Origin of the sequence: Paenibacillus thermotolerans (assembly GCF_028745515.1) — a bacterium.
Taxonomy (GTDB): domain Bacteria; phylum Bacillota; class Bacilli; order Paenibacillales; family YIM-B00363; genus Paenibacillus_AE; species Paenibacillus_AE thermotolerans.
The window spans coordinates 1-25,873 of record NZ_JAQZSG010000042.1 but is presented as its reverse complement, the minus strand read 5'-3'; the positions used below and the strand labels follow the sequence as shown (position 1 = coordinate 25,873).

The 25,873-nt window shown below is 47.3% G+C and carries 26 protein-coding genes; 2 read left to right on the top strand and 24 right to left on the bottom strand.

The features are described from left to right. Window positions 1-35: 35 nt before the first annotated feature. The 9 genes from PT964_RS23225 to PT964_RS23180 form a co-directional block, all read right to left on the bottom strand. Window positions 36-896 carry a GNAT family N-acetyltransferase gene (locus PT964_RS23225; RefSeq protein ID WP_274365749.1) on the bottom strand — a complete coding sequence of 287 codons (861 nt, stop codon included), beginning with the start codon at window positions 894-896 and terminating at the stop codon, window positions 36-38. A gap of 266 nt (window positions 897-1,162) precedes the next feature. Then, a complete protein-coding gene (locus PT964_RS23220) occupies window positions 1,163-1,723 on the bottom strand; it encodes a GNAT family N-acetyltransferase (RefSeq protein WP_274365748.1) in 561 nt (186 codons plus the stop codon). A gap of 61 nt (window positions 1,724-1,784) precedes the next feature. Beyond that, window positions 1,785-2,189, bottom strand: coding sequence for a GNAT family N-acetyltransferase (locus tag PT964_RS23215; RefSeq protein WP_274365747.1), 405 nt, complete (start codon window positions 2,187-2,189; stop codon window positions 1,785-1,787). A 46-nt stretch (window positions 2,190-2,235) separates the two neighbouring features. Then, window positions 2,236-3,240, bottom strand: a complete 1,005-nt coding sequence (locus tag PT964_RS23210) for a phosphotransferase enzyme family protein (protein WP_274365746.1) — start codon at window positions 3,238-3,240, stop codon at window positions 2,236-2,238. Window positions 3,241-3,492: 252 nt separating this feature from the next. Further along, entirely contained in the window at window positions 3,493-4,800 is a 1,308-nt protein-coding gene (locus tag PT964_RS23205) for an Ig-like domain-containing protein (RefSeq protein ID WP_274365745.1), read from the bottom strand. Window positions 4,801-4,998: 198 nt separating this feature from the next. Beyond that, a complete protein-coding gene (locus tag PT964_RS23200) occupies window positions 4,999-5,973 on the bottom strand; it encodes a diaminopimelate dehydrogenase (RefSeq protein WP_274365744.1) in 975 nt (324 codons plus the stop codon). Window positions 5,974-6,548: 575 nt separating this feature from the next. Next, window positions 6,549-8,861 carry a helicase C-terminal domain-containing protein gene (locus tag PT964_RS23190; protein ID WP_274365742.1) on the bottom strand — a complete coding sequence of 771 codons (2,313 nt, stop codon included), beginning with the start codon at window positions 8,859-8,861 and terminating at the stop codon, window positions 6,549-6,551. Between the two features lie 87 nt (window positions 8,862-8,948). After that, on the bottom strand, window positions 8,949-9,257 hold the full coding sequence (locus tag PT964_RS23185; RefSeq protein ID WP_274365741.1) for a hypothetical protein: 309 nt from the start codon (window positions 9,255-9,257) through the stop codon (window positions 8,949-8,951). Window positions 9,258-9,407: 150 nt separating this feature from the next. Beyond that, window positions 9,408-9,650, bottom strand: a complete 243-nt coding sequence (locus PT964_RS23180; protein ID WP_274365740.1) for a hypothetical protein — start codon at window positions 9,648-9,650, stop codon at window positions 9,408-9,410. 597 nt (window positions 9,651-10,247) lie between these two features. On the opposite strand from PT964_RS23180, the gene PT964_RS26635 reads away from it, so the two are divergent. Next, entirely contained in the window at window positions 10,248-10,343 is a 96-nt protein-coding gene (locus tag PT964_RS26635; RefSeq protein WP_425262790.1) for an excalibur calcium-binding domain-containing protein, read from the top strand. 57 nt (window positions 10,344-10,400) lie between these two features. Here PT964_RS26635 and PT964_RS23175 read toward each other — a convergent pair whose 3' ends face one another. From PT964_RS23175 to PT964_RS23125, 11 genes are all read right to left on the bottom strand, one after another. Then, window positions 10,401-11,765, bottom strand: coding sequence for a dicarboxylate/amino acid:cation symporter (locus PT964_RS23175; protein ID WP_274365739.1), 1,365 nt, complete (start codon window positions 11,763-11,765; stop codon window positions 10,401-10,403). A 186-nt stretch (window positions 11,766-11,951) separates the two neighbouring features. Next, on the bottom strand, window positions 11,952-12,374 hold the full coding sequence (locus PT964_RS23170; protein ID WP_274365738.1) for a DUF1801 domain-containing protein: 423 nt from the start codon (window positions 12,372-12,374) through the stop codon (window positions 11,952-11,954). Window positions 12,375-12,384: 10 nt separating this feature from the next. After that, window positions 12,385-12,927 (bottom strand): P-loop nucleotide/nucleoside kinase family protein, encoded by a 543-nt coding sequence (locus tag PT964_RS23165; RefSeq protein WP_274365756.1) that lies wholly within the window; start codon window positions 12,925-12,927, stop codon window positions 12,385-12,387. Between the two features lie 5 nt (window positions 12,928-12,932). After that, a complete protein-coding gene (locus PT964_RS23160) occupies window positions 12,933-13,607 on the bottom strand; it encodes a bifunctional 2-keto-4-hydroxyglutarate aldolase/2-keto-3-deoxy-6-phosphogluconate aldolase (protein WP_274365737.1) in 675 nt (224 codons plus the stop codon). A gap of 13 nt (window positions 13,608-13,620) precedes the next feature. Next, complete coding sequence (locus PT964_RS23155; protein ID WP_274365736.1) at window positions 13,621-14,568, bottom strand: sugar kinase; 948 nt, start codon at window positions 14,566-14,568, stop codon at window positions 13,621-13,623. A 153-nt stretch (window positions 14,569-14,721) separates the two neighbouring features. After that, window positions 14,722-16,080, bottom strand: coding sequence for an AraC family transcriptional regulator (locus tag PT964_RS23150; RefSeq protein WP_274365735.1), 1,359 nt, complete (start codon window positions 16,078-16,080; stop codon window positions 14,722-14,724). Between the two features lie 15 nt (window positions 16,081-16,095). Continuing rightward, entirely contained in the window at window positions 16,096-16,584 is a 489-nt protein-coding gene (locus PT964_RS23145) for a hypothetical protein (RefSeq protein ID WP_274365734.1), read from the bottom strand. Window positions 16,585-16,849: 265 nt separating this feature from the next. Then, the gene (locus PT964_RS23140) at window positions 16,850-17,404 is read right to left on the bottom strand and encodes a cysteine hydrolase family protein (protein WP_274365733.1); all 555 of its coding nucleotides are present in this window, start codon (window positions 17,402-17,404) and stop codon (window positions 16,850-16,852) included. Further along, window positions 17,373-18,047: an NAD(P)/FAD-dependent oxidoreductase gene (locus tag PT964_RS23135; RefSeq protein ID WP_274365732.1), complete on the bottom strand. Its 675-nt coding sequence runs from the start codon at window positions 18,045-18,047 to the stop codon at window positions 17,373-17,375. Before PT964_RS23135 ends, PT964_RS23140 begins: the two co-directional genes overlap by 32 nt. A gap of 204 nt (window positions 18,048-18,251) precedes the next feature. Then, window positions 18,252-20,042, bottom strand: coding sequence for a glycoside hydrolase family 76 protein (locus tag PT964_RS23130; protein ID WP_274365731.1), 1,791 nt, complete (start codon window positions 20,040-20,042; stop codon window positions 18,252-18,254). A 19-nt stretch (window positions 20,043-20,061) separates the two neighbouring features. Continuing rightward, window positions 20,062-21,135, bottom strand: coding sequence for a glycoside hydrolase family 76 protein (locus tag PT964_RS23125; RefSeq protein ID WP_274365730.1), 1,074 nt, complete (start codon window positions 21,133-21,135; stop codon window positions 20,062-20,064). Window positions 21,136-21,387: 252 nt separating this feature from the next. Between PT964_RS23125 and PT964_RS23120 the strand changes: the two genes are divergently transcribed. Then, a complete protein-coding gene (locus PT964_RS23120; RefSeq protein ID WP_274365729.1) occupies window positions 21,388-22,527 on the top strand; it encodes a GntR family transcriptional regulator in 1,140 nt (379 codons plus the stop codon). An 82-nt stretch (window positions 22,528-22,609) separates the two neighbouring features. On the opposite strand, the gene PT964_RS23115 is transcribed toward PT964_RS23120, so the two are convergent. From PT964_RS23115 to PT964_RS23100, 4 genes are all read right to left on the bottom strand, one after another. Beyond that, the gene (locus tag PT964_RS23115) at window positions 22,610-23,893 is read right to left on the bottom strand and encodes a glycoside hydrolase family 125 protein (RefSeq protein WP_274365755.1); all 1,284 of its coding nucleotides are present in this window, start codon (window positions 23,891-23,893) and stop codon (window positions 22,610-22,612) included. A gap of 563 nt (window positions 23,894-24,456) precedes the next feature. Then, entirely contained in the window at window positions 24,457-24,690 is a 234-nt protein-coding gene (locus PT964_RS23110) for an indolepyruvate ferredoxin oxidoreductase subunit alpha (RefSeq protein ID WP_274365728.1), read from the bottom strand. 90 nt (window positions 24,691-24,780) lie between these two features. Beyond that, window positions 24,781-25,290 (bottom strand): DinB family protein, encoded by a 510-nt coding sequence (locus PT964_RS23105; RefSeq protein ID WP_274365727.1) that lies wholly within the window; start codon window positions 25,288-25,290, stop codon window positions 24,781-24,783. Continuing rightward, complete coding sequence (locus PT964_RS23100; protein ID WP_274365726.1) at window positions 25,287-25,796, bottom strand: cysteine hydrolase family protein; 510 nt, start codon at window positions 25,794-25,796, stop codon at window positions 25,287-25,289. Before PT964_RS23100 ends, PT964_RS23105 begins: the two co-directional genes overlap by 4 nt. Window positions 25,797-25,873 lie beyond the last annotated feature (77 nt).

Genomic DNA, 25,873 nt, shown 5'->3' with positions numbered 1-25,873 from the left:
CTGTCTACGTCCGCACTCCATCTTTGAATAACTTCCTATTGCATGTCCAATGCTAATAGTTCCAATCGATCAGGAAAGCTATAACCCATCGACTTCAAAAAATGTTTGCCCACTACATCCTGATCATTCACCAAAGTTTGAACATGCGTACGCCTGTTTGCTAGGTGATATTCAAATGCTTTTGCAACGAGATATTTACCTAATCCTTTATTTCTCCATCGTGGAATGACGAATAACCGGTCAACTGCCCCTGTTTGCCAACAGGTAACGCTGCCGACCATTTCATCGCCTTCAAAAGCCGAAATGGTATGCAGCTCCGGACCACCCATCATCCATTCCAACATATTGACGCTCCAATACACGACTCCTTTATAATATTGGTTTTCAACTTTGATGTAATTCATTCGTTCCTCTTCTGCCTTCATTGGATTATGACAAACCTTGACGCCGGTAGGCGCTTCTATTTCGGTGATACATTTATGGTCAATTGTCCTTTTTGCAAAATAATACGTTTGATAATCGTAAAAACCATGTCCTTCGTAATATACCCGGTCGCCATCAAAGTCGTTCCAAACTACCAACTTCGTTTTCTTTTCGGGATTACGAAGTGCATTGCAAATATCAATTAATGAAGGATATAAAATAGTTCTCACTTCAGAAAAACGCTCAAAAGCCTCTTGGTTAACTTCTATTACAACTTCCATTACATCGTGATCTTCCGTTATTCCATGACGCAAATATCCTACTGCGATTACATTCCCATCCTCATTGAGGACGCAACTCATCTTCCGATGCTCGTAATCTTTATTATACTTAAAGAGTACCCATGCCTTATGGTTTAACTCATCAACACATTTTTCGAATTCAGCATCATATGGACGAACTTCTAACGACATCCAGATCCCCCTCCATCCAATGGCTAATAATGACAATTATAATAATGGAACCAGTTAGAAAATATATCAAAAACAATTAAGAAATAAATTTTATACAAAAAAGCCACATCAGAATTATCTCCAATGTGACTCGAATAGAGAAAGCAGCTCTCATGTAATCGCAATGGTTACCGGGTTAAAGCTCTTAGCCACTCTAACGTTTCGCAGCCCTCTAAATAATTATCTTGGATTTTTCTGCCTTCAAGGGGTTTAAGGATTGGTTTTATTTAGTTAAGAAGCATATTGAGTTTTTCAAACTCATCTTTTGTTTGTCCATATACATACTCGTCGTAATGCTTGCCTTTCGTAAAAATCATTTCTCTAAGTATCCCTTCTTGGACGAACCCCAGATGCTCCTGCAAAGCACGTGACCCATCATTAAAAGCATAAACATAAGCGTTCACCTTACGGTACCGTAGTTCCTCAAAGTAATAACGAAGCAAAATCCTTATCGCCTCGGAAGCATATCCTTTTCGCCAATGTTTACGAAAGACAGCTACGCCATATTTATACGTACCATTACGTGGATCACAACTGTTTGTCGTTAAACTGCCAACAAGAGTTCCATCGAGTGTTTCAATTGCAAGAAATACATTGTCACCATTAGATGTATTAGAGGATATGCGTTCCGCCCAAGCTTTTGTTCCGTCTTCAGACCTCGGAAAATATATGGAGTCGCACAGTCTTGCTCCCTCCGAATCCTGATCATTCTCATGGAATTGTTTCCAATCAGATTGAGTCACAGGGCGTAATCTCACTTTTGAACCTGACCAAATATTAACATCCATTGTTATTCTCCTAATAATCATTTTGACCAATCTTTCAATTCTTGCTTGATCTCCGGTAGCTTTATCGACCTGATTGATTGGCAAAATTACGAATTATCATTCCATTTGCCTTTTTCAGTCCAAGCCGTTCGTAATATTCCTGCAAATTTTCATCACAGATGAGGTCTACCATATAAATATCCGACAATTGCTGAAGCAAACGTTTTACCATCTCACTTCCTATACCTTGTTTTTGATAATAAGGTAGAACCTCTAACAGGGGAATATATGCCGACAAAACACCGTCACTTATTGCGGTAATAAAACCAATCACCTTGTCTGTCTTTTCATCAATAGCAAGAACAAATTTATAGCTATTGCTTAATATTTCAAAAAGCTTGTTAGCCGATGGTGGATTTGGCCAACCTACAAAAAATCCATCTAACATTGTAGGAGTGATACCATCAAGCGTTGATTTGTATTTCATTGCGTCACCCTTTGACCTCCGCATGTTACAATGCTCTCCCCGCTAGTTAAATAAATAGTTCACCGTCCAATTGAATATCACAACCGTCGTAGGGCAGATCTTGTTGGATAAGTTCGACTGCATAGACAATTGCACTTTTTTGGGACTCCGACAAACGTTCTTCATTTCCATCCCAACTGCTTAGCCACCTAAAAAAAGAGCTGATGTTCCTATAATCCATGAAGAGTGGAATATGCTGGACCCAGAATCTGTCCAAATGGTTATGTTTTAAATAACCAATTAGAAACTCATTCAAGAACATTTTTGCAAAATCATTTTTGGATTCTCGATCATTGCTTGGCGATCCCCACCATACCGCATGTGTAGCTGCAACAGCAATATCAAGCGCAAACCAGCCGAATATTGCGTCATCAAAATCAAAGACCGTTATATGCTCCCCCTTATCAATAAGAAAGTTATAAGGATGAAAATCGTAATGGATCAGTCCGTGCGAATGCTCATCTTTAGGGAAGGATGAAATATGACCTTCCAGCTTTTTTAATCTATCAAGCAAAACCCGATACTTCCCCTTCTCCAAGTACGGATTATCGATCTTAGCTGCACTCCACTCAGGTCTTGTCAAGCTTGGATCACCGGGATCATATGTTTTCGTAAGACTATGGATTTTGCCCATCGTTTCTCCCCATTTATTAAATAGGGAATGACGCCATAGTTTTGGATCCGTATCAAAAAAGATCCCTTGTGCCATTTCAAAAGCGGTTGCAATAATCCATTTATCCCCTTCCTTAAATACAGCAATTATTTCTCCAGCGGTAGTTGTTATCGGTAACGAAGCTCGCACTCCGTTTTCAGCCAAATATCGAACCCATTGGACTTCCGCTTTAATGTTATTAACATAATCAAGCGGTCTTTCAGATAATCGTAAGATGTATGGTAAATCCTTTTTAGTGAATTGGTACACTTCGTTGGTTGAATTGCTGATAAAAGATAAAGTTTCAACATCAAATCCATAGGATAAAGCAGCTCTAGACAATATTTCAGGAGATGCCATGTTAACCCTCCAACTCTCATTTTCCCGGCCAGGTTATAAACCACTTTACATGAAATACCAAAAATGTTGTAGACTTATCTTTTTCCCGCAGTTAGACTAATAATTGAGCTCGAAGCCATTTTCCTTTAAAAAACACGAGACAATCGAATCATGTCGATAAAGAGCGTCACATTTTTTGTCTAGGAACGTTTTAAAACCCAATAAAAAAGTCACCTTCGGGTGACTTTTTATCTCTTGCATTCAATACGCATCTTATATTTTTGCATACATCACATTTTGAAATATGCTCGTCCCATAAAAAATATTTAACCCTAAATACCCGCTTGAATAGGAGTTGTCTCTAACATCAATCATTAGCCGGTCATCGAGGTAGACCTGAATATGGTCTCCTTTGACAACGACCTTAACGTGATAAAATGTATGCCTCTGTATTTCGGCCATTTGTTCTTCAATTTCTTTATGAGGACTCCTCAACGCAATTCGTCCTCCCGGCCCGGGGTATAAAGAGATACAATAAAACTGTTCAACGTTAGCGGTTGCCCTAAAAACTAATGCGCTTGCCGCGCCGTTCTCAACGCATACATCTGCCTCGTAGATGAAATCATCCACTTCGATTGAAGAAAGCATGAAATTATGATCCCAGCCGTCTCCTATGAGTCCGTTCTCGATTGTCCACTCTCCGCTGATCGCGTTGAATTGTTCAAGGTTTGTCTTGAATTCCGGAATAAAGCTTTTGACATGACATATCGCCGAGAGACCTCCGCCTTCGATTTCGCCTTTAATGATCGCCGAGCCTTGCTCTACCGCTGTGAATGTCAGTTTTCCATTATCGTCATTATTGAATTTTAGAATATTATGATTCGTACTCCATATGATTTTCTGTTCTCTCGCCGTTTCCGGGAATATAATGCCTTCAATAGTACAGCTTTCACCGGGCTTCATTTTGATCGGTGCGTTATTCGGCCCAATACCGGAAATTCGATCGTCTTGGCGAATGCCATCGTTAATATGCAAAGCTATTGGGTTGTGACTTTGTTCATCATGTTTCCATTCCGCTACAGTAAATTCCTGTACCGTCAAGACGGATCCCATGGCACAAGCGAAGCCGACGGTACATTCAGGTACGATGTTGACTTCTTCTTTTATATAAGCCATATATGGTTCGTTTTCACTAAAATGCCTAACCTCTCCATCGACTAGGAGCACCATATAGTTATTATCGATAATCCAGCTAATATGCACGAACTCATTGACGGGCAGCAAGCCTTTACCCATTACTCCGTATGGATTCCCTAGAAGAGGATCACTGACGTGCAACTCTTCGAGATTCCCTTCCCAATTAAAAATTACTTGTCCCTTCCCGCACTTTAAGCGAATATTCGTAGAATCGGTTTTTGCAATAAGGTCCATTTTTAAAGGGATTTTAATTTGTTCAAGATAAGTAACCACCGCTTCTTTATCTTCGGGAGATGTAATCTGTAAAAAGTCGTCATTTGTTCTTGATACTTTAGCGTCTTCGTTAAGAACAAGCTTGCTCAGATCGCTCTGAATTGTTTTCATCTACGGATCCTCCCGTTTTAAGTAAGCTTCTGGAATATTTTTACTACCAGAGCATATCATTATTCTATTTTCTTGTAAACGATTCTTATATTGGTATTTATGAATAAATCCTATCGTAAGAAATGCAAAAAGTCCTGGTATCACCCCCAGGACTCCCGCTTTCCATATGTATTTCGGCGCTTCAGGTCTAAACCGATTTTAAAGCAGCTCCTTTCTTAGCTGTTCCCCGGATTTGGGAGACAGGTAAGAGAAGGGAATATCGAACACAGTTTTCGCGCCTGTAAAGCCTTCTTTTGCAAACCTATGAATCGCTCGTGCATATGCAACCAGGACGCTCCCAGTAAATTCAGGATTGCTGGCAAGTGTAAGTCCAAACTCTATGATTTGCTTGTTGTTCTCGCCTGTTTTCCCGCTTCTTAGGACAATCCCGCCATGCGGCATGGAAGAATGATGTTCCAGCAGCTCATCTTCGGTGATGAAGTTTACTTTCGTTTCGTATTCGGCGAAATAATTCGGCATCGTTACGATTTCACGCTCAATACGCGACAGATCTTCCCCAGGTTCCGCAACAACGAAACAATTCCGCAGATGCTTCTCTCTCGTAGATAATAGAGGATCCTCTCCGTTTCTTACTTTCTCTACCGCATCTTCTACCGGTATCGTATATTGCACTCCGTTCCTCACACCTTTGATTCGGCGAATAGCATCGGAGTGCCCTTGGCTAACCCCTTTTCCCCAGAACGTATACTCATTTCCTGCTGGCAATACCGCTTCCCCCAGCAGGCGGTTCAGCGAGAACAGGCCCGGATCCCATCCTGTCGAGATGACGCTGGCATGTCCGCTCTTCCTTGCTGAGTCGTCCACCGCTTCGAAATATTCCGGAATCTTCGCGTGGCGGTCAAAGCTGTCCACCGTATGGAACATAGAAGAAAAATAAGGTCCTTGTTCCGGTAAATCCGTTGCGGAACCGCCGCATAGCACCATGACATCAATTTTCCCAACATATTTTTCAACTTCGGAAACGTGAATGCTCTTTGCATGCGACGGTAGTTCCTCGGGTCGACGCCTTGTAAATATGCCGGAAAGCTCCATGTCGGGATTTTGACGAATGGCAGCTTCAACACCGCGACCCAAGTTTCCATAACCTACGATCCCAATCTTTATTTTTTGCATTATAAACTCACCCCGTATTTTTATCTTTATCCGATCGATTTACGCTACATCGCCCCAAAAGGGGATCGTAAGAGAAACATAGCATCACCGCCTTCATGTCCCGGTAGAGGTACGAGTACTATATCACCATACATTTAATGTAAATTCTTCATAAAAAAACGCGAAGGCACCCGCTCTGCGAGCGGAATGCCTATAATTAAGTATGCTTTCAACATATCATAGAAACATCGTTTCGTCGATGGAGCCTTGAACGTTGATTCCGAGTATCTCCAATTGAAGTAGTAATTTTGTCTGTCCGTCCGGCGGAAGCCAATTTTATTCGTTTGCCCCCCTCCATTCACCCATTCGTTCTTAACGGAAACCCATAGTATAAATTATCTCAGTGCTAAGGAGGTTATAAATATGTCTGGAGTTGGTGGTTTCGGTTTTGGAGCAAACACAGCTTTTATTTTGGTTCTCTATATTTTGTTGGTAATCATTAGTGTTACATTCGTAATCTAATTCGGAAAAATCCCCCCATTGCACTGCATTGGGGGATTTTTTCCTCATGGTTATGCTGAACGTTTACTTGCGCTCTATCGGTTCCTCTGCACGATATAATGACGCCATTCCGGCGGCAGCAACCGATTGTATTGCGGATGCAAATATCGGTCGTCAATGAGAATCAAGGTCCCTCGATCCTGCTCGGTTCGAATCAGCCTTCCTCCCGCCTGCAGCACCTTGTTCATGCCTGGAAACACGTAAGCGTATTCGAAGCCGTTTTTGCCTGCCGAATCGAAATATTGTTTCATAATATTCCGCTCCACCCCAAGCTGCGGAAGCCCGACGCCGATGACCGCCACGCCGGTCAATCGATCGCCAGCCAAATCAATCCCTTCCGAAAATATCCCGCCCATGACGGCAAAGCCGGCAAGAGCTTCCCCGTTATCCGACTCGAATGCCGCCAGAAACCGTTCCCGCTCCTCTTCGGTCATGTTAGCCGACTGCAAAATCGTCTTTATCTTCGGTCCTGTGACAGTAAATCGCTCATAGACAAGGTTCATATATTCATGGGACGGGAAAAAAAACAGCAAGTTTCCCGGTTGTTTCTCTACAAGCTCATGCAAGTTGCCGACAAGCGCTTCAACGGTTTTCTCTCGGTCTTGATAACGGGTGGACAGCGGACGAACGATAATCTTGAGCTGCTCCTTCGCGAAAGGGGACGGCACCGAAACGGCATAATCCCCGTTATCTTCCGAATCGCCGCCAAGCATGTCCATATAGTAGGAAAGCGGAGACAACGTCGCGGAAAAGGCGATTTGCGCCCGGTAGCCTTTACCCGTTTGCCGAAGCTGGTGCGAAGGATCGAGGCAGAATAGCTTGAAGCGTACGTCGCTTTTGCGGCATTCGATATACGTTACATATTTTTCGTCATAAAGCTTGGCAATGCGGACGAAATGCTGGGATGCGAAATAAAGGTCCGCCAGCAAAGAATCGTCTAATCCGGAGCGCCCGGCTGCGGCTAACGCTTTCTCAGCAGCTGAGGCGAATGACTCGACCAACTCGATCAGCTGCTCCGGCAGTCCGCGCTCTACATGCTCGGCCCATTCGCCGTAACGCTTCCGCATTGCGATGAAATAATCATTCACCGCTTTCGCAGCGGCATGCAGCTCCGGGCGAACTCCTTTGGAAACGCGCTGCACTGCTAGAAAATCCGATTTGTTAAGCTCGCTCGAATACATGTCCCGCGCCCGGTCGACAAGATTATGTGCCTCATCGATCAGTACGGCCGTCTGCCTCTTCTGGTCCTCAAACATCCGCTTCAAATTGACGCGCGGGTCGAATACGTAATTGTAATCGCAAATAACCGCATCCGCCGCATAAGCGGCATCAAGCGAAAATTCAAAAGGACATACTCGGTGACTGCGCGCGTACCGCTCTATCACTTGTCGGGTCATCAGCGTTTCATTGGCCAGCATATCAAGCAGCGCCTCATTGACGCGGTCATAATAGCCGTCTGCAAACTCGCAGCTTTCTTTCGTACAACGGACTTCCTCCCGGAAACAAATCTTCTCTTTCGCCGTAAGAGTCACCGCTTGCAGATGCAGCCCCTTCGCCTGCAATGACGCGAAAGCTTCTTCAGCCGCCGTTCTCGTAATCGTCTTAGCCGTAAGATAAAAAAATCGCCGAAGCAAACCTTCCCCGATTGCCTTGACAGACGGAAATATCATCGACACCGTCTTCCCGATACCGGTCGGCGCCTTTGCGAACAACTTCTTCCCGTCCAGTATCGTCTTGTAGGCAGCCGCCGCAAGGCTCCGCTGTCCCTCACGATAGGATGGGAATGGGAACGGCAGCGCTTTAATGCTTGAGTTCCGCAACTGCAAATGTTTATTTCTAAGAGCTGCAAAAGAGTAGTACCTCTCAACCATCTCCATAACGAAACGTTCGAGTTCCTTGAAGGTGAGCTCCTTGGAGAACCGGTTTTCCTCTCCGCTATCGACCTGCACGTACGTCAGCTGTACGCCGATCCGGCAAAGCCCTTGCTCCTTTGCCGCCATATAGGCATAGCATTTCGCCTGTGCCCAGTGTACGGGGTACGTTTCCTCAAGGATGCTCGGAAGCTTGCCGGAGGTCGATTTGATCTCGTCGATCGTCGTGCTCCCGTCTTCCGCAACAAGCATGCCGTCACAGCGTCCGTCGATGACGAACATGAGATCGCCGTACAATATTTCAGTCTTCAGAAAAACCTCTTTCCGATCCCGTTCGCCATATCGCAGCTGTATATTCCGATGGGCCTTCGTACCTTCCGTAAGCGGAACCGTCTGCTGGAAACCGTAATCTATGTCTCCGCTGCGATAAGCATATTCGACAAACGCTCTTACGGATATTTGTACCGTTTCCTGCATGACGCCCCCGCCCTTGATTTCTACCGAGTAGAACATTTGTTCTATTCATTGTAGCACGGAAGGCGAATAAAATGAACCGGTCTTTTTCTACCCTTCCGTCAGATCCGCTCGCAATTCGCTTGCAACCTCAATCATTTTTGGAATCACGGCTTCGTTGGAAACCGCAACATACAGATCTCCTTGATAATGTCTGAATGGAATTTTTGCGTCGCCATAACTCCACATGAAAAAATCTCCCTCTATGGACATGGTGCTTGCTGGACCGGAAACTGTAAACACCGGCGAGTATGTAAAATCAGGCTTGGATGCAAAATACCGTTTGCATTCTTCCAAAGTGATGGTTTGCTCTGCAGTATTTTCTTGAAACGATCTTGTTATGCGATATCGTTGACTCATTGGATTTGCCTCCTCGATCTAAAAGGTTTCGTCATTCCCCATTTCAAAAAATCTTTCTCATTATCCCACAAAAAATTTAACAAGGTAAGGGCAGGCACGAAGCTCTAACATCAAACCCCCAATCCTGATCGATTGGGGGTCGTAATGCGTTTATTTCTCATCCTCATCCATCGTAACGGCAGCGTCGAACACATTTTCCTTCGGTACATTCGTTATCTCTTCCTGCTGTTTCACCCAATATTCAATGTTGCGGTACCAATCCTGAAACGAAGCGTCCAACTGCAGTTCCCGCTTAGCATCCTCATTGACATCGGAGTCGACCTCATCATGTTCAGAGTGAAGCTCTTTCACTTCCATCCAATCGTTTCGTTCTCCGTCATTCGTTTTCTCCACTAAAATCGCTCCTAACGGTTTATTCCAATACTGACTCCGAGAAATCATGGAAAATTCACCATTAGTTTGCATGAGTCCTGCAATTTTATACTGCTCATGAATCGGATGAAGGCTGCATTCGTTACTTTCGATTCGGTTTCGACCGGAGCATCATTGACCGGATACCCCTCCGCCGAATGCTATGCAATAACCGTTAATATCCTTAATGGTTACCTCATTCCAAAATTCAGAGTAATTCGGTCCTCGGACAATGGTGATTCCATTCGAAACAAATTGCTCCGTCAGCAAATCAACAGCGTTTGTATAACAAAAAGCATCAAAATAATACAGTTGATTGTCTATTAGTGACGTACTTGGCCTTACATCTTCGCTATTTGTTGCCGGATGAAGAATAAAGGTCACCCCGTCTCTTGAAACATGATGGTGTTCCGGGTTCGTTCCGATCACTTCATGCTAGAAATTCAATTTCTTATAAAACTCAACGGTTTCTTCTACATTTTTCACCAACATGACCATTGCTACTTTTTCAATTTTAACTTTTTCCATAGGATCAATCCTTTTGAATGAAATAGTCTTCTTTCCAAATATTTCTTTTCAATAACCGACATCATTTTTCCTGCAAAAATAACACTGCACGAAGCAAATAAGAAAAGTGACCGCGACAAGGACGGTATTGCTTGCGAGAAGCAATAGAAAAGACCGAATCCGCTTTACGATAAGCGGATTCGGTCAAAACGGTTTCACTCTATTTCACGCAATTCTGCCTTGTGACAGCTCCAACGGGTCCTCCTCGTCACGGTTAAACGACTCCCGGTCAAACTCCCCTTCCGAATTCGCAACAAGCAAAGCCGTCACGGTCGTTCCCGTTGCGTTAACGGCGGTCCGGCCCATATCGATCAACGCTTCAACCGCAACGACAAGCGCAATCCCTTCAAGCGGCAAACCGACGGCAGTCAGGACGACGGTCGCGGAGATCGATGCCGGACCAGGGACGCCCGCAACACCGATGGAGGAAATGATGCTGACGAATACAATAATGAGATAATCCGAAAAGCTCAGCGGAACGTTAAACACATTCGCCACAAATACGGCTACGACCGCCGGCCATACACCGCCGCAACCGTTGAAATTCATCGTCGCCCCCAGCGGAGCTATGAAGCTGGCAATTCGTTCTGATACTCGCAAGCGTTTCGTAATGACCTCCAAATTTACCGGAAGCGTGGCGTAGCTGCTGCGAGTCGTGAAAGCGACCGCGATGGTCGGGTATGCTTTCTTGAAAAATTTGATCGGGTTAACCTTGGCAACGAAAGAAACCAATCCGCCAAAAACTGCAACAAAGTGAATGATGAGCGCAATATATGAGACTACAATTAATCCTGCTAGCGGCGCTAGCGTTTCCCACCCGTATTTTGCCGCCATGCCCGCAATCAGCGCAAATACGCCGTATGGCGTAAACCGGAGCACGAACTTGACTACCTGATGCATTATTTCCGTTGCGGATTGGATCAACGCCTTGACAGGCTTCACGGTTTCCGGCTTTTTGGAACCGACGTTCACGATTGCAATCGCAATAAATAAAGCGAAGATCAAGATCGGAACCACCTTACCGTTGGCCGCGTCATTCACCGGATTGTTCGGTACCTGGTCCAATATGACTTGGAAAAACGTCGGCACTTCGCGCGCTTCGAAATTGGCCGGAGGCGCCGCGTCAATCCCTGCACCGAGGTTGAAGGATAATGCCGCTATCAGACCTATAATAGCCGCGACCCCTGTTGTGCCCAAAAACCATGAGATCGTTTTTACACTGAGTTTGCGCAAATATCCCAAATTCGTGATGGAAATGATGCTGTTAATAACAAGGAAGAATACGAGCGGTATGACAAGCATTCGAATTAAGTTAACATAGATCGACCCGATTAAGCTGACGCCTTGATACTCCGCTTGCACCTGGTTCAGCAAAATGCCTGCAAGCAATCCTGCGCCAAGCGCAGCCAGTACCCTTGTCCCGAAACCTACACGCTTCTTCGCTAGAAAATATAAGAATGAAACGACAACAACTGCAATGAGAATGCTTAACCAGTTCGATTGCAGCGCATTGATTAAATTGTTCTCCATAGCCCACCACTCTCCTTGTGGCATTATTAATTATTGTATTTGTCGATTTGTACTTCTATGTTCTCTCTTTACTCGCATTTGTCGAAAAAGATTAAACAAAAAAAGCACACTATACACCCTCAGGTGTACAATGTGCTTCCGGTTGTCCGGTCAGCCGCACTGCTGTCAAGACAACTTCTTCTCGTTTTACTTCTCCTCTAACACTTCGATCCATCTTTTGACCGTTTCTTTAAACTGCTCCGCCTTTTGTTCAACATCGTTCATATCCTTAAACTTGATAATAGCTCTATCGTTCGCCGCCCACTCCAAAAGCTTATTTTCATTTTCAAAAAACGGCCTTAAATCTGCATTCTCTTTTACTTTGGCGCCGCGATGGAGCACAATTCTAAAAATTCCTTTGCCATGCAGATTAAACGTCACCCGATCCTCGTTACGATAAGAGTAACTCGGCGCATTCCATTTCAGTTGTTCGGAAAGCTCATTATCCATGCTAAGAATGATTTCCCGAACCGCTTCAATCTCTTTCTTTAGGGGATGATCCAATTGGGTAAGAAATTCGGTTACTTCCTGGTTATTCGAATATATCACGGGTTTCACGACCTCTTCCAATTTTATACCATTAAAATATCAACGCCTCGTCCCACACTCTCGATAATATTACATCAACCGTTTCTTCAGGAGTGAAATCGGACGAGTCGAGCCATAACCCGATCCGAGGTGTCTCGTTACGTAAAACATGATCCAGACCTTCCACGCTCCAAGCCCCGTATCCTTTCTTGGAGCGACCGGTTTCTCTCCGGGCAACGGCTTCCGCATTAGGGCATAAAACTACAACATAGAACGGTCGACCTTGAATCATGGATATGAAGTCGTTCAGCATTTTACCGATGACAACATCTTGAAGGATGACTGTAAACCCTGCCTTGAAATAGGCATCCGCCGTCTGCGCGGCGAGCCGATAGCGAAGCAGCAGTTGGTCCAGTTGTTCTTTTCCGGCATCGGGCTCAACCTCTTTGCGGTTGTTCACTATCATTTTTCGATAAACGTCACCGCGGACATGCACTGATGTTTGAAATCGTTCGGCAAGCAGCTGGGCTACCGTCGACTTCCCGCTTGCCATGATCCCCGTAACAAGAATAATACAGTGACGATCGGGCAACATCGTTTTCATCCTCTCTCCCATGCCGCACGGGAACGGGCTCGGGCTTCGGCCAGCTTCTCCACATATTGCTCCGCTTTCGTTCTGACCCGATGCCACTCCCCTGTCTTTACCGCTTCCCGCGTTAAATCCGAGCCGATGCCCACCGCAACGGCGCCGGCCTCGAACCATTCGGCCAAGTTGTCCAGCGTGACACCGCCGGTAGGCATCAGATTGGCCTGTGGCAACGGGCCGCGAACGGCGCGAATCATATCCGGCGAATATAGGTTTCCAGGGAACAGCTTAACGATATCGACGCCTAATTCCAGTGCGCGTTGAATGTCGGCAATCGTCATGACTCCCGGCATTACCGGGATGCGATAGCGGTTGCAAAGCACGACGGTTTCTTCGTGTAATGAAGGGCCGACGACAAATTCGGCGCCGTCCAATATGGCCGCCCGTGCCGTCTCCGGATCCAGCACGGTTCCGGCACCGATCACAATATCGGGCGACCCGGCATAACGTTTGGAAAGCTCTTTAATGGCTTCGAGCGCATACGGTACCGTCATCGTAATCTCAATGATGCGGATTCCCCCTTCCAGCGCTCCTTCGGCCATTTTTACCGCTTGAGCCGGGCTGTCGCCGCGAAGGACGGCAACGATTCCGGCGTCGGCAATCGTTTGAATCGTACGCAATTTCTTCATAAGGCCAACTCCTTTACCTTTCTATGAAGGCTTCATTGTTCAGCATCCGCAGCAGCTGTTTCTCGGTCGGGTACCCTTCCCAATCGCCCGGGGTGCGCACGGCAAGACTGCCCGCAGCATTCCCCCAACGGGCCGCATCCGACGGAGAAAGCCCTTTCACGATTCCCGTAAGGAAAGCGGCTGCGAATGCATCCCCGGCACCGATCGGATCGACAACCTCCGTTTCAAACCATGGAACGCTGCTCATTGCGTCTCCGTCTACTACACACGTTTGCTCGCCCCAGCTTTTAATAACGGTCACACCGTTCAGCTGTTTAACCCTGTTAATGATTTCGTCGCCGTTTTCGGTTCCGTACAGTAGTTTCAGTTCGTCATAGCCGGGAAGAAAATAATCCGCTTGCTCCGCTAAAGGCAATAATACCGCTTTAGCCTCTTCGATCGTCCATAATTTGAGTCTCAGGTTCGGATCGAAGCTTACTTTTACGCCGTGCTTTTTGGCAAAGCGAATGGCAGTCTGCACGGCCTCTCTGCAAGAGCCGCTCAATGCGGGAGTAATCCCGGTGACATGCAGGAGCTTTGCGCCGGCGATATACTGTTCGTCTACATCGGAAGCGGACATCCGGCTCGCGGCAGAGCCTTTGCGCATGTAGTAAACGGCGGTTTTGCCGTGCTCGAGCTCCCGCATCATCAAGCCCGTCTGCTCCCCTTCAACGAGCTCGGCTTTTCTAACATCGACGCCCTCGCCTCGAATGGTTTTTAAAATATACCTGCCAAGAGGATCGTTTCCCAAGCGGCTGAACCAGCCTGCAGAGACGCCAAGACGGGCCGCCCCGATCGCTACATTGCTTTCCGCTCCGCCGAACCCTTTGGTTAACCGGTCTGAAAATTCAATTCCTTTATTCCCTTCGGGAGCAAGGAGCGCCATCGTTTCCCCGAACGTAACGATTTCCGGTTTCATCATTCGCACCTACCTTCGTTGCTTCATCTTTAAACAAAAAGTTTACCCGATGTATCTCTCGCCGTCAGCAAAATACCATACATAATATGGATCAACCGACGCGAATATCTTACAAACATCCGATATTGTTAATGGGGAGAACGTTTCCAATTCCTCCTACTTGGTTATCGGTTTGATCGGAATGTAACACCTTGTCGAAGCCGATCTTTCGATATCGCTTCCTTCATCCCAGGCGTACTCGGCAAACCACTGCCTGCTTTCATCCGCTTCATACGCTTCGTTCATATGGAGCCAGCGGTGCATCCGTTCGAGTACCCCGCCCATCAGCCCATACGCTCCGGAAACCAAGCATGCATACAGTCCGCCGCCGATCGCATTCCGTCGGGTCGAAAGGCCGGCAACGCTCTCCCGCTCCTGTTCCTGCTCCGAAACGGTAACACTGAGTTCGTACCAATATTCCTCGCTCGGCTCAATGCCGAAGCTATAAGACATGAACAACCGCCGGGCCATAGGATTGCATTCGTCAATACGTTCGGCTAGCCATGACGATAACCGGTCGTCCGCGTCTTTCGCTCCGTCCGGGCCGTACGCTCGAAACGCCAAAGCCACGATAGGCTCGACAGTGACGATATGTTGCGTATCCGGCTCCAGCTTGCGGGTTACGGGAAGGTACAATTTCATCCTTACTACATGACCTTGATACGTAAGAAACTCTTCAATATACCGGTGCTCCCCAAGCTCAAAGGTGCTTCTTGGCAGCCATTCGGATAAGAGCCGATTCCAAGCTGCGACAATTTGCGGCCCGTTCGTTTCCGCGCATTTGCCAACCGCGTACAACCCGCCGGGGAAGGTTTCCAAATGAAATAATTTTTCATTTAATAGACCCGAGCTGTTCCCGTCATAAGGAATCATAATATCGTAACCATACGGCGTTTCCGTCGAAGGCAGATCGACGTTATAACCGAAAAACCGGATTCGGTCAAACCCGTGACCTGCGAATTGCAAACCGTTGAACACAACCTTTAACGCTTCATCCTCAATGCCTCTTTGATTGGATGAGCGATGCCGATATACGAAGACCCGGGCAGGCCACAATCGAATGACTTTGACGTCGGGATGCCGTTCCGATAGCTCCTTTTCTTCCAAATACGCAACATGCTGCAACAAATCGATGGCTTCAAAGGAGTAATGGACAACCGCTCTTCGATAAGCTCCGGGCGTCATCCCTACGAGCTTTTTGAAGGCTTTGGCATACGCCCTGTAAGAATCGAACCCGCATTCGATCGCGACGTCGATCACCGATTTTTCCGAGTATCTTAAATGCCACGCCGACACGTTGATTCTTCGCTTCCGGATGTATTCCATAATGGGATGACCGGTAAGCGCATAAAAAACTCTGTATAGGCTCGGGACTGACATGAAAGCGGCCGCTGCCAAATCCTTCAGATCAAAAGGTTCGCATAAACGTTCTTCAATATGATCGATAATCTTTTGCACGGAGCGAATGGAGCTCATTGTCGTTATATACCTTTAGCGGATGCTTTCCGGCTTTACGGCCGGCATATAAATCGGCAGCTCAAATCGATCGGATGCAGCCTCTCGCAAGGCTTTCAAATTGTGCAACTCAAAATGTACGCCGCTTTCGTTCAGCATGAAGTCGGTATCGCAAATATCGATAAACGTCCGTTCCTGGTTGTCAATCGGCCCTTTGTGCATAAACACCGCAAACCTTTGCGGTTCAAGAGTCACCGTCATCAATCCATCGGGAACTGCCGTGCCCGGTTTCCATTCCACGCACACCATCGGACCATGCTCTACACCGTGATAAATGAAATACACAGTTTCCGATTCGAGGTCGATTGAAGGCAGCTTGGCGGCGAGCCGGCTGAACGATTGCTCCAGCCACTGCGCCTTGGAATGAAACCCGGGAAACTCGGTTTCCGAAGTGATTCCTACGAGCGTCTTCCGAGCGAGTAATTCAACAATCGTATATCCGTTTGCAGATTTGGTCTCGTTCATTCGATTTCCTCCATTAATCATTGCTAGCGACTTAGGCACGGCAAGCGGCCGATAACCTTCAACTCGCTTTTTGCGGATCGGTAAGCGGCTCATGGCGACTCCTTCCAACATGAAGTGATGGCTAATACATTTGTTTCCATTCTATCAAAAGTTGATATGCGTGAAGTGCACTTTTTTATCAAAGTACTCGACGAAATTGTAAAAAAAACCAATGAGAGAGCCTCATTGGTTTTTACGGTTTAACATTATCTATGATTATTTCTGCTTAGATCACCGCAGCTCCGATCGAGCCTTTAAAATGACGCAGCGCCCACTCATGGCCTTGGGCGTCGAAGCTTGCAACGGCCTTTTCATGAATGACGACGGCGAACCCTTTATTGTAAGCGTCGACGGCCGTATGCAATACGCAAATATCGGTACAGACGCCTACAAGATGAAGCTCCGTTATGCCCCTTGCACGAAGCTGCAGCTCAAGATCCGTGCCGGCAAATGCGCTGTACCGGGTTTTGTCCATCCAGTACACGTTCTGAGATTGCGTATTCTGTCGGTATACGGCTTCCAATTCTCCATACAAGCTGCGTCCTTGCGTGCCTTTAATATTATGCGGAGGGAAAAGCTTTGTTTCGGGATGCAGGACATCATCTTCATGGTGCATGTCGATGGCGAATACGACGAAATCGCCTGCCGCAATGAACTCTCTTGTGACTTTCACGATCTCCGCTTCAATTCGCCTGCCGGGCTCCCCGCACGTCAGCGCACCGTTATCTGCTACAAAATCGTTCGTGTAATCAATGTTGATCAACGCTTTTTTCCCGCTCATGAAAGAACTCCCCTTCCGGACCCGAATCCGTAATCATCCGCAACCGTTCGAGCGAAACCCGCTCCACGAACCTGCTGAACTTCTCTTTCCCTTTTGCATTGGCTTTATAATATTCGATGATCGCCATAATGACCGGGACGAGGCGGTTCTCCGTTATGCCGGAGACGAGCTTTCGTGCTGCGGCGGCCTTGAGGCCTTTGGGCTCGCCACCGACATACAAATCGTATATATTTCTCATTTTAACGATTCCGATATCTTTCAACAACGGCTCGCTCGTTCCAAGGGCACAGCCCGCGTAACCGATTTTCAGCGGCGCAGGCGTGTCGATGCCCGCAATCGCTCGGTTTACCGCTTCAGCCGTCGATAATCCCGCATCATCCGCACCTTTGCAAAAATTGCAGGCGATCAAGCTTTTGGTAACGAAGCCTGAGGGGTATACCTCCAGCCCCGCCCTTTCCAACTCCTCTTTAATGAAATCGCGCCGAGCAAGCGGCACTTCCACATACAGCTGTTTGAACGGGGTCATTTCGATATGGGCGTCCGGACCGACGATCGTTCCGATCTTTGCCAGCTGCTCCGGCGTAAATAAACTTCCGCCGACTTGAATCGACGGGGCTATCGCAATTTTGACGATTTCTTCCACATCGTTCACCCTTACGATCGGTAATAGTTCTTTCCCAAAAGGTACTATACCCCCCATATGTATGTCAATAAAAAATAACCTGCAGAACGTTGTATGGTCCTGCAGGCGAGAAGCTATAGTTGTGTTACATGGCCGAATGTTGAAGCACTTCCTCCGCGTTGTCCGGAATGTCTTGCCAACCAACTTGCCCGGCAATTCATCCATTCACTTTAATAGAAGGAAGTCGACCGTTTCCGTCAACCGCACTTTCACTTCGTTATCGATATGCTTTTTCAGCGCGGGATTATTCAGTTGGTCCCTGAAGCTTAACAGGTGAACGACGGCCTTGTTCGCATCGCCCCGGCCCAAATGATTTCCGGCTTGGTCCAGCATGTTGCTTAGCATCGGCACAAGCGGACCGGTCACTTCGCCTTGAGCAACGGACTCGTCAAACCGTTCCCGCAATAAAGAGTAAGCCGCTTTGGCGAAAGGCAGCTCAACGGCCGCCGCTTGCTCCATCAGCATTACGCCGCTCAATTGCTGGCTTAAATCAACGGGGACGCTTGGAGCGTTCGACCACGAAGAACCGAAAAGTACGCCGCCGCCCGTACCCGCTTCGTTCCAAGCGCTTTCTGCGCTTTTCAAAATCATGAATGCCGCATGGACCCGAGAAGCATCCGCCATAAACAATTCCTTGAGATAGCGGACCAATATTCCTTTAAACAAACCGGCATCTCCCGCACCGTTCTCTTGGATGACGCCGTCGCGATTCGCAAACAAATTCCTCGTCGTTTCCGCAGTTCGCGCCGCAGCGGTCAAATATGCCGGATCGCCCGTGGCGCGATATAACTCAACCGATGCGCCTATGAACGTCCCTTGGTTATAGGTGAATCTCCAGTTTTTATCGATGCTTCCGTCGCCCGTACGATTGATCCCGTCCCATACCAGCCCGCTGGCTGGGTCAACGAGGGTGGACTTTTCCCATGCGTAAATCTTTTTCGCCCATTCCATATCTTCCTCATTGCCGTACTTTTGATATAAACGTGCCGCTAGAATGACGGCTGGGGCATTGGAAGGCGTATTTTTGTAACCCAATTGGGACTTATTCCATGCGATGCCGCCCCCTTGCCGATCGTTCCACCCCGTTTTCACATCTTCCCACAACTCGAATACGGCATGTTCATGCCTCTCATCCTGCGTGATTTCGGACAGCCGGAGCAAAGCCAGTCCCATCCACAGCATATCGTCGTAGAAATGATTCGTTATTCCGCTATTTCTTGACGTAACCCCGTCAAACAATGCCGCCGCCCGGTCGATATACGCATGATCTCCGGTTCGTTCGTAGCCGTCAATCAGGGTATCGATGGCGTGAGCCTGCCACCAATAGTGAAATTGACCGTTGCAATTGCTGCACTGATATTTGTTGCGGAAGAGGTTCGTCTCTTCGTTCCAAAACAGCTCGTTCAAGGACGATTGAGCTTGCTCCGCCTGCCCCGCTTTCAATCCCCACTCATACGAGGTTTCGGTTTCGACGGCCAAATAATCGTAGTTCAGCCAGTTTTTGCTGCCCTTGGAGCTGTTAAAGATGAGCGACACAACGTTGCTTCCTTCGTTCAGCATTACATTGTGCACGGAAACCGATGACCAATTGCTCCAGCTGCTGCCGGTTCCGGAAAATACGAAATTGTCAACTATGCCGTTTCCGTTCGCATACAAGTAGCGGGACGCATCCCCAGCCGCGGCCGAGTACCGAAACGTCAACGTATATGCTCCGGCTGCCGGAGCGATGACCTCGATGTCGACATATTGTCCGTCGCGATTCCAGCCCGCCACATAGCCTTCTCCCGAAAAACCGGCGTGAATCGATTCGGTAGACAAGTTATGCAGTGCGCCGCTCTCCGCTTCGTATTGTTCGCTCCATACTTTCGTTGCCGAGTGACTCGAAAACCCCGAAAGTGCAAATAATGCAACAAAAAGAACGGTCGTTATCGTTACTAAACGCAATGCAGGCTTCAAACCAATCACGCTCCTACGATTAATTCGCCTCTTCCAGCCTTTCAAGCTTCGCGGCCGCTTCGAGCAAGAAGACGCCGCTTAATTGCACGGATAAATCCAATGGCTCCTGAGCAGGCCGATCCCACTCGATCCCGAACAAGCCGTCTTCCTCGGTACTCCCTTTAGAAAGGAGCGTATCCGCATTGTGATAGATCAGCTCTTTGATTTTCCCGTTTCCGCCCGTCTCGTATAAATCCACTAAATAACGGATGAGAATGCCCCTGAACAGCCCGCCGTCCCCGGCTCCTTCCCCGCTCATGACTGCGGTCTCTTTGTTCACGTGGTAATCCAATGCGGCCTCCGCCGTCTTTTCGGCGGAGGCTAAATAACGCTCGTCGCCCGTTATTTTATACAGCTCAACGGCGGTGCCCAAATAAGTTCCTTGATTGTAAGTAAAAATCCAGTTCGTATTCACGTGAATCGTACCGTTCTCTTCTAGTACGAGCCCGTCATACACATTACCGCTTACGGGATCGACCAAATGCTTCGTTTGCCACTCGAAAATCTTCTTCGCCCACTCCAAATCCTCTTCATTGCCGAAGCGCTGGTACAGCCTTGCCGCCAAGACGGAAGCGGGTCCGTTGGAGCAAGAATTCCGGTTGAAGCGAGGCTCCTTCTTCCAGGCCATCCCGCCGAGCTCGTCGTCCCACCATCCGGTTTTGATATCGTCCCAAAGCTTCAGCACATCGTGTTTCGCCGTTTCGCTGCCCGTGGCGTCATACAGCCTCAAGGTAGCTAACGCCAGCCACTCCATGTCGTCGTAAAACTCGTTGAATAGCGATCCGTTGCGTTTGATAATGCTTGTTACGAGCTCCTCCGCCATAGCGGTATAGTGTTCGTCTCCCGTTCTTTCATATGCGTCAATCAATGCATCCACCGCGTGCGCCTTCCACCAATAATTCAAATGAACTTCCCTGTCCTTGGCGTACGGATACGCATTGTTCATCATGTTGCCGTTCTCGTTCCAGTAGCGCTCGATCAGCTTATTTCCCGCCCAATCGGCACGGCTCGCGTATTTGTGTTCCGTTTTACCGTTCATGCTGCAGCCTGTCATAAAAACACCTCCCATTCCCCTTTTCAACTCCAAAATTTACTAAAAATTCCATATCAATTATACCGCATATACTATATATATTACAATTATATATCAATATACTTTTCATAAAATTGTAATATTGTTTTCACTATTATTTATGTCATGCATGCGGATATTTCGCTTTAAACCATTAAAGATTTTTCTATTGATATATTCCTCCCGGCATTATATAGTTGATATATCATGCACCTAAATAAGGAAGGTCGAGCCATGGACATCCCACGCTACGAACAAATCTTCAACCATCTGCTCCAGAAAATCCGAGAAGGCGAATTGAAAGAAGGCGAACGCGTACCTTCCGAAAAAGAGCTGGCGGACCAGTTCAACGTCAGCCGCATTACTTCTAAAAAAGCATTGGAGCTTCTCGCGCAAAATAAATTAATCGAACGAATTCAGGGAAAAGGATCCTTCGTAGCAAACGCCGCCGCGGATTGGCACAAAATCAAGACGCAGCGGCAACCGGACGGCTCCGATGAAAAAAACAAAAATAATAATGAAGAAAGATTAGTCGGGGTGATTTTACCCGACTTCGCAGACTCCTTCGGAGCCGATCTCGTGCGCGGGATTGAAGAACAATGCTCTAAACACGGTTGTCATATGATAATGAAACTGACCTACGACAACCGGGAGGAAGAAGAAGCGGCCGTCCGTTCCTTGACCAAGCTTGGCGTTGACGGAATCATCGTGTTTCCCGGTCACGGGGAGCACTATAACAGCGAGCTGCTTCGGCTTGTATTGGACCGCTTCCCGCTCGTCCTTATCGACCGGTATTTGAAAGGCATCGCAGCAAGCGCCGTATTTACCGATAACCGGAAGGCGGCGTTCGACTTGACGAATAAACTGCTGGATAAGTCCATACGTCCCGTCGGCTTTCTTTCTCCTCCGGCGGATCATACGTCATCCATCGAGGACCGGCTGCTCGGTTATTCGGACGCATGCATTCAGAAAGGCTGGACGCCGAAGCCCGACCATATTATGACGAATCTTTACAGCTCGCTGCCTTCGCTCGAAACCCCGAACTTCGAGCGCGATTTCGACACGGTGCGCAAATACGTCGAGATGAATCCGGAGCTCACCGCATTCGTGGTATCCGAATACAATCTGGCCCTTGTTCTGCGTGAGGTGCTGCTGTCTTCGGGCAAGCGGATTCCGGACGATTATCAGATCGTCTGTTTTGACTCCCCCAGGCAGTCATTATCCCCGGATTTATTTACACACGTGCGGCAAAACCAGCTTGAGATCGGCAGAAAAGCGGTACAGCTGCTCATCAGCATGTGGAACGATGAGGAAACGGCGTTGAACCATGTGGTCGATTTCGAAATAATTCAGGGGCTATCTTCATTGGCATAGAACAAGCCAAAACAAAAAGAGGATCGCATTTTATCATTCGGATAATATGTAATCCTCATTTTTTATTGAATCGATTAATCGTCTATACCTTTACTTTTTTGCCGCAAACATCAAGAGCCAGCTCGCAGAACATCATGTTCGCCCACGAAAACCACTCGCGCGTATATTTCGAAGGATCGTCCTGGTCGAAGCTTTCATGCATCATTCCTTTGCCGGCGTCCGTGTCGGTCATAAGGTCCAAAATTCGCTCCTTTTCCTCCGTCGCCGTTGCGGTCAGTCCTTGGATTGCGAGAGCGATATGCCAAATGTAACGGTTCGGCGTATGCGGACTTCCGACTCCCGCCGCCGCCACTCCTTTAAAGTAATAAGGGTTGGCGTCGCTCAAAATAAAACGGCGCGTATTAACATATACCGGATCGTCCGGCGAGCAATAATCAAGGTATGGGAGCGACAGCAAGCTTGGGACATTCGCGTCGTCCATAAGCACATGATTTCCCATGCCGTCCGTCTCATAAGCGTACATCGGCCCGAATTCCGGATGCGCAACGATGCCGTATTTGTTTATTCCTGCTTCGATTTCGGCGGCAAGCGCCTTTGCTTCATCCGCTAATGCGGAATGATGCAAAAGTTCCGAAGCGATTTCTCTGACGTATCGAAGAACGACGACGGCAAACATATTAGAAGGAATTAAATAACCGTATGTACATGCGTCGTCGCTCGGACGGAAGCCCGACCATGTCATTCCCGTGTATGCGGTAAGCGCCCCCTTCCCGTCCCGAGGCAGCGTATCGGTCGGCGGACAGTTTACCCGCTGAAATCGATAGGCGGATTTCTCTTCATGACGCTGTTCTCTTTTCCAAAGCGCAATAATCGATTGAACGCCTTTCACGAACATGTCATCAAACTGGTCGGTCCGGCCGCTGTTTTTCCACAACAAATAGCTAAGCTGAATCGGGTAACACAAAGAATCGATTTCGTACTTCCGCTCCCAGATCCACGGACTCATCTCCGTCAAATCCGACTGATGGCCTCTCCCGTTATCCTCGGAATTGAACGCATTCGCATAAGGATCGTGCAAAATGTACCGAAACTGGCGTTCGATCAGCCCTTTGATCATATTTGCAATTTCCCGATCCTCGGACGCAAGCAGCAAATAAGGCCGTACCTGTGCGGCGGAATCCCGAAGCCACATCGCCGGAATATCTCCGGTAATCACGAAGGTCGACCCGTCTTCGTCCCGCCGAATCGTCGTCTCCAGCGTATTTCGAATGCAAGTCTCAAAAATTTGCGCAGCCTTCTCATGTCGAGCTTGAAGCCGAATCTTCACATCATCGATCAACGGCTGCAGCGCTGCAGGCGGTTCCATTGTTTTGCGGTTCACCTTGTCAACCTCCTTGTTTCTTCAACGAGTTAGAGATTTTATATAAACATACTAAAATCGCCATATTGATATGTCAATATATATTATCTAATAGATCACCCTTTGCCTCGATAAAGCAATCATTAGAGAACACGCTGCACTTACTTTATGTTGACTACGCAACTGGTTTCATTTTACAATTGCTTTAAGATTGCCGTCTTCCTCCATCCCTTGGTGCCGGTAATCTCCCTTGGCGGAAGGAATCGGCGTATTCCTTTCGCTTTTTTATTACTGTAATGGCTGGCGGATCGTCTAACGGTCAGGGATGCAGTTATTCGGCGTTCTGGATGAAGTTTGCAGTTTTAACGGACACTACTGCAGCTATTGCCTCGAAAAAGCAAGCATAAGCTCCAAAAATCGGGGTTTAGCGTCTGTGGTGACCGTTAGCGGTACGGCAGAGGCAAAAACGACCATATAGCATCTGTGGTGTCCGTTAGCACCGCAGGGGAAGCGAGGCATAAAAAAAGACGCGAAAATTCGCGTCAAAATAAACTTTCGAATGATATGTATTAGGCAAAAAATGCGCGGTTTTTCTCGATATATTCCTCTTCACCTTCAGGAATATCGCTCTCGTGGAAGATCGCTTCCACAGGGCATGCCGCTGCACATGCTCCGCAATCAATGCAGGTGTCCGGATCGATGTAGAACATATCGGATCCTTCTTGAATGCAGTCTACCGGGCAAACCAGCTTGCATTCTCCCGCTTTCTCTTCAATACATGCAGAAGTAATTACATAAGCCACACTGACCACTCCTTTCATTTCAGTATAAAATAATTAGTACATGTATATTAAATCTAAGAGTTGAACCCTTGTCAATTACTTATAGTGTTTTCATGTCCGCGCTTTCAGCTGTTCCTTAACGGCTCTAATTTGTTCGATGTGTCTTAATTCGTGGAAGCCGGCCACCTGAACCCATTGTTTGATCGATAGTAAGCCGAACAACGGATGAACCGCACCTTTTCGCATGAATGACTCCTCATCTTCTGCACATTGTAATTGTATGACAAGACGTTCTCTGGAATGACCGAGCATGCTCGTAATCGAGTATATCGTCAAGGGCTCATCTGAAGGCCGCGTATACTTCGGAGCTTCAACCTTAACCGATCGGTTCAGCACGACCTCCAGCTGCTTCTCTTGAATATTCCGATCTCCGCTCTCCAACGCTTTCCGAATTGCAGTGGTGAAACTTATCTCCGATAAATATAAATGATGGCTTACTTGTCCGATACTCCATTGATTATTTCCAGGAGCAAAGGTAAACTCCTCATCGGTTAGCTCACCGATTTCCCGAAGCAATGTATTCCTTATTTGATGGATGGTCTCGGTCAAGCCCAGTATCATTGCTGCTCTCTCCTGTTTTGCTGCAGCATGAAATCAATGACGGAATAGGAAACAATTTGACGGTCTCGGTAAGTAGCGTCAACGGCATCGTTCTGTGTGCTTAGGAAGCCTCTCTGTAAAATGGCAGCTTTGTATCCGCGCTCCAACGCACCGTTATAAGTGAAGAGAACGCACTGTTCCGCCGCGAAGCCGGATATGATGACAAAACCGATATCGTTTGCTTTCAACACGTTATCCAAATCGGTGTTCCAGAACGCGTTCGAATACGTTTTGGCGATATGAATGTCTCCGGGTTCTACGTTAATTTGCGGGATAAAATCAAGCGATCCGGACGGCAGCTCTTCCGCGCCTTCAACATCCTGAACGTGAATGACCGTTTGACGGTTTGAGCGAAGCCGGCCTGCGACATGATTAATATATTCACAAGCCGAATCAATTTTTCGTTGATCCACGACGTCGTTTAATAATGATTTTTGCATGTCGACAATCAAGAGCGCGATTTTCATGTTCGATTCACTGTCCTTCGTTCATTTTTTTTAAAACTACGACTGACCAATTAACTAACAAGGATTTCCATAAGCCT

Bases quoted from the DNA above. Each gene is read 5' to 3' on its own strand.
- PT964_RS23225 (WP_274365749.1), bottom strand. From the start codon at position 896: ATGTCGTTAGAAGTTCGTCCATATGATGCTGAATTCGAAAAATGTGTT.
- PT964_RS23220 (WP_274365748.1), bottom strand. From the start codon at position 1,723: ATGGATGTTAATATTTGGTCAGGTTCAAAAGTGAGATTACGCCCTGTG.
- PT964_RS23215 (WP_274365747.1), bottom strand. From the start codon at position 2,189: ATGAAATACAAATCAACGCTTGATGGTATCACTCCTACAATGTTAGAT.
- PT964_RS23210 (WP_274365746.1), bottom strand. From the start codon at position 3,240: ATGGCATCTCCTGAAATATTGTCTAGAGCTGCTTTATCCTATGGATTT.
- PT964_RS23205 (WP_274365745.1), bottom strand. From the start codon at position 4,800: ATGAAAACAATTCAGAGCGATCTGAGCAAGCTTGTTCTTAACGAAGAC.
- PT964_RS23200 (WP_274365744.1), bottom strand. From the start codon at position 5,973: ATGCAAAAAATAAAGATTGGGATCGTAGGTTATGGAAACTTGGGTCGC.
- PT964_RS23190 (WP_274365742.1), bottom strand. From the start codon at position 8,861: ATGCAGGAAACGGTACAAATATCCGTAAGAGCGTTTGTCGAATATGCT.
- PT964_RS23185 (WP_274365741.1), bottom strand. From the start codon at position 9,257: ATGAGTCAACGATATCGCATAACAAGATCGTTTCAAGAAAATACTGCA.
- PT964_RS23175 (WP_274365739.1), bottom strand. From the start codon at position 11,765: ATGGAGAACAATTTAATCAATGCGCTGCAATCGAACTGGTTAAGCATT.
- PT964_RS23165 (WP_274365756.1), bottom strand. From the start codon at position 12,927: ATGTTGCCCGATCGTCACTGTATTATTCTTGTTACGGGGATCATGGCA.
- PT964_RS23160 (WP_274365737.1), bottom strand. From the start codon at position 13,607: ATGAAGAAATTGCGTACGATTCAAACGATTGCCGACGCCGGAATCGTT.
- PT964_RS23155 (WP_274365736.1), bottom strand. From the start codon at position 14,568: ATGATGAAACCGGAAATCGTTACGTTCGGGGAAACGATGGCGCTCCTT.
- PT964_RS23150 (WP_274365735.1), bottom strand. From the start codon at position 16,080: ATGAGCTCCATTCGCTCCGTGCAAAAGATTATCGATCATATTGAAGAA.
- PT964_RS23145 (WP_274365734.1), bottom strand. From the start codon at position 16,584: ATGAACGAGACCAAATCTGCAAACGGATATACGATTGTTGAATTACTC.
- PT964_RS23140 (WP_274365733.1), bottom strand. From the start codon at position 17,404: ATGAGCGGGAAAAAAGCGTTGATCAACATTGATTACACGAACGATTTT.
- PT964_RS23125 (WP_274365730.1), bottom strand. From the start codon at position 21,135: ATGACAGGCTGCAGCATGAACGGTAAAACGGAACACAAATACGCGAGC.
- PT964_RS23120 (WP_274365729.1), top strand. From the start codon at position 21,388: ATGGACATCCCACGCTACGAACAAATCTTCAACCATCTGCTCCAGAAA.
- PT964_RS23115 (WP_274365755.1), bottom strand. From the start codon at position 23,893: ATGGAACCGCCTGCAGCGCTGCAGCCGTTGATCGATGATGTGAAGATT.
- PT964_RS23105 (WP_274365727.1), bottom strand. From the start codon at position 25,290: ATGATACTGGGCTTGACCGAGACCATCCATCAAATAAGGAATACATTG.
- PT964_RS23100 (WP_274365726.1), bottom strand. From the start codon at position 25,796: ATGAAAATCGCGCTCTTGATTGTCGACATGCAAAAATCATTATTAAAC.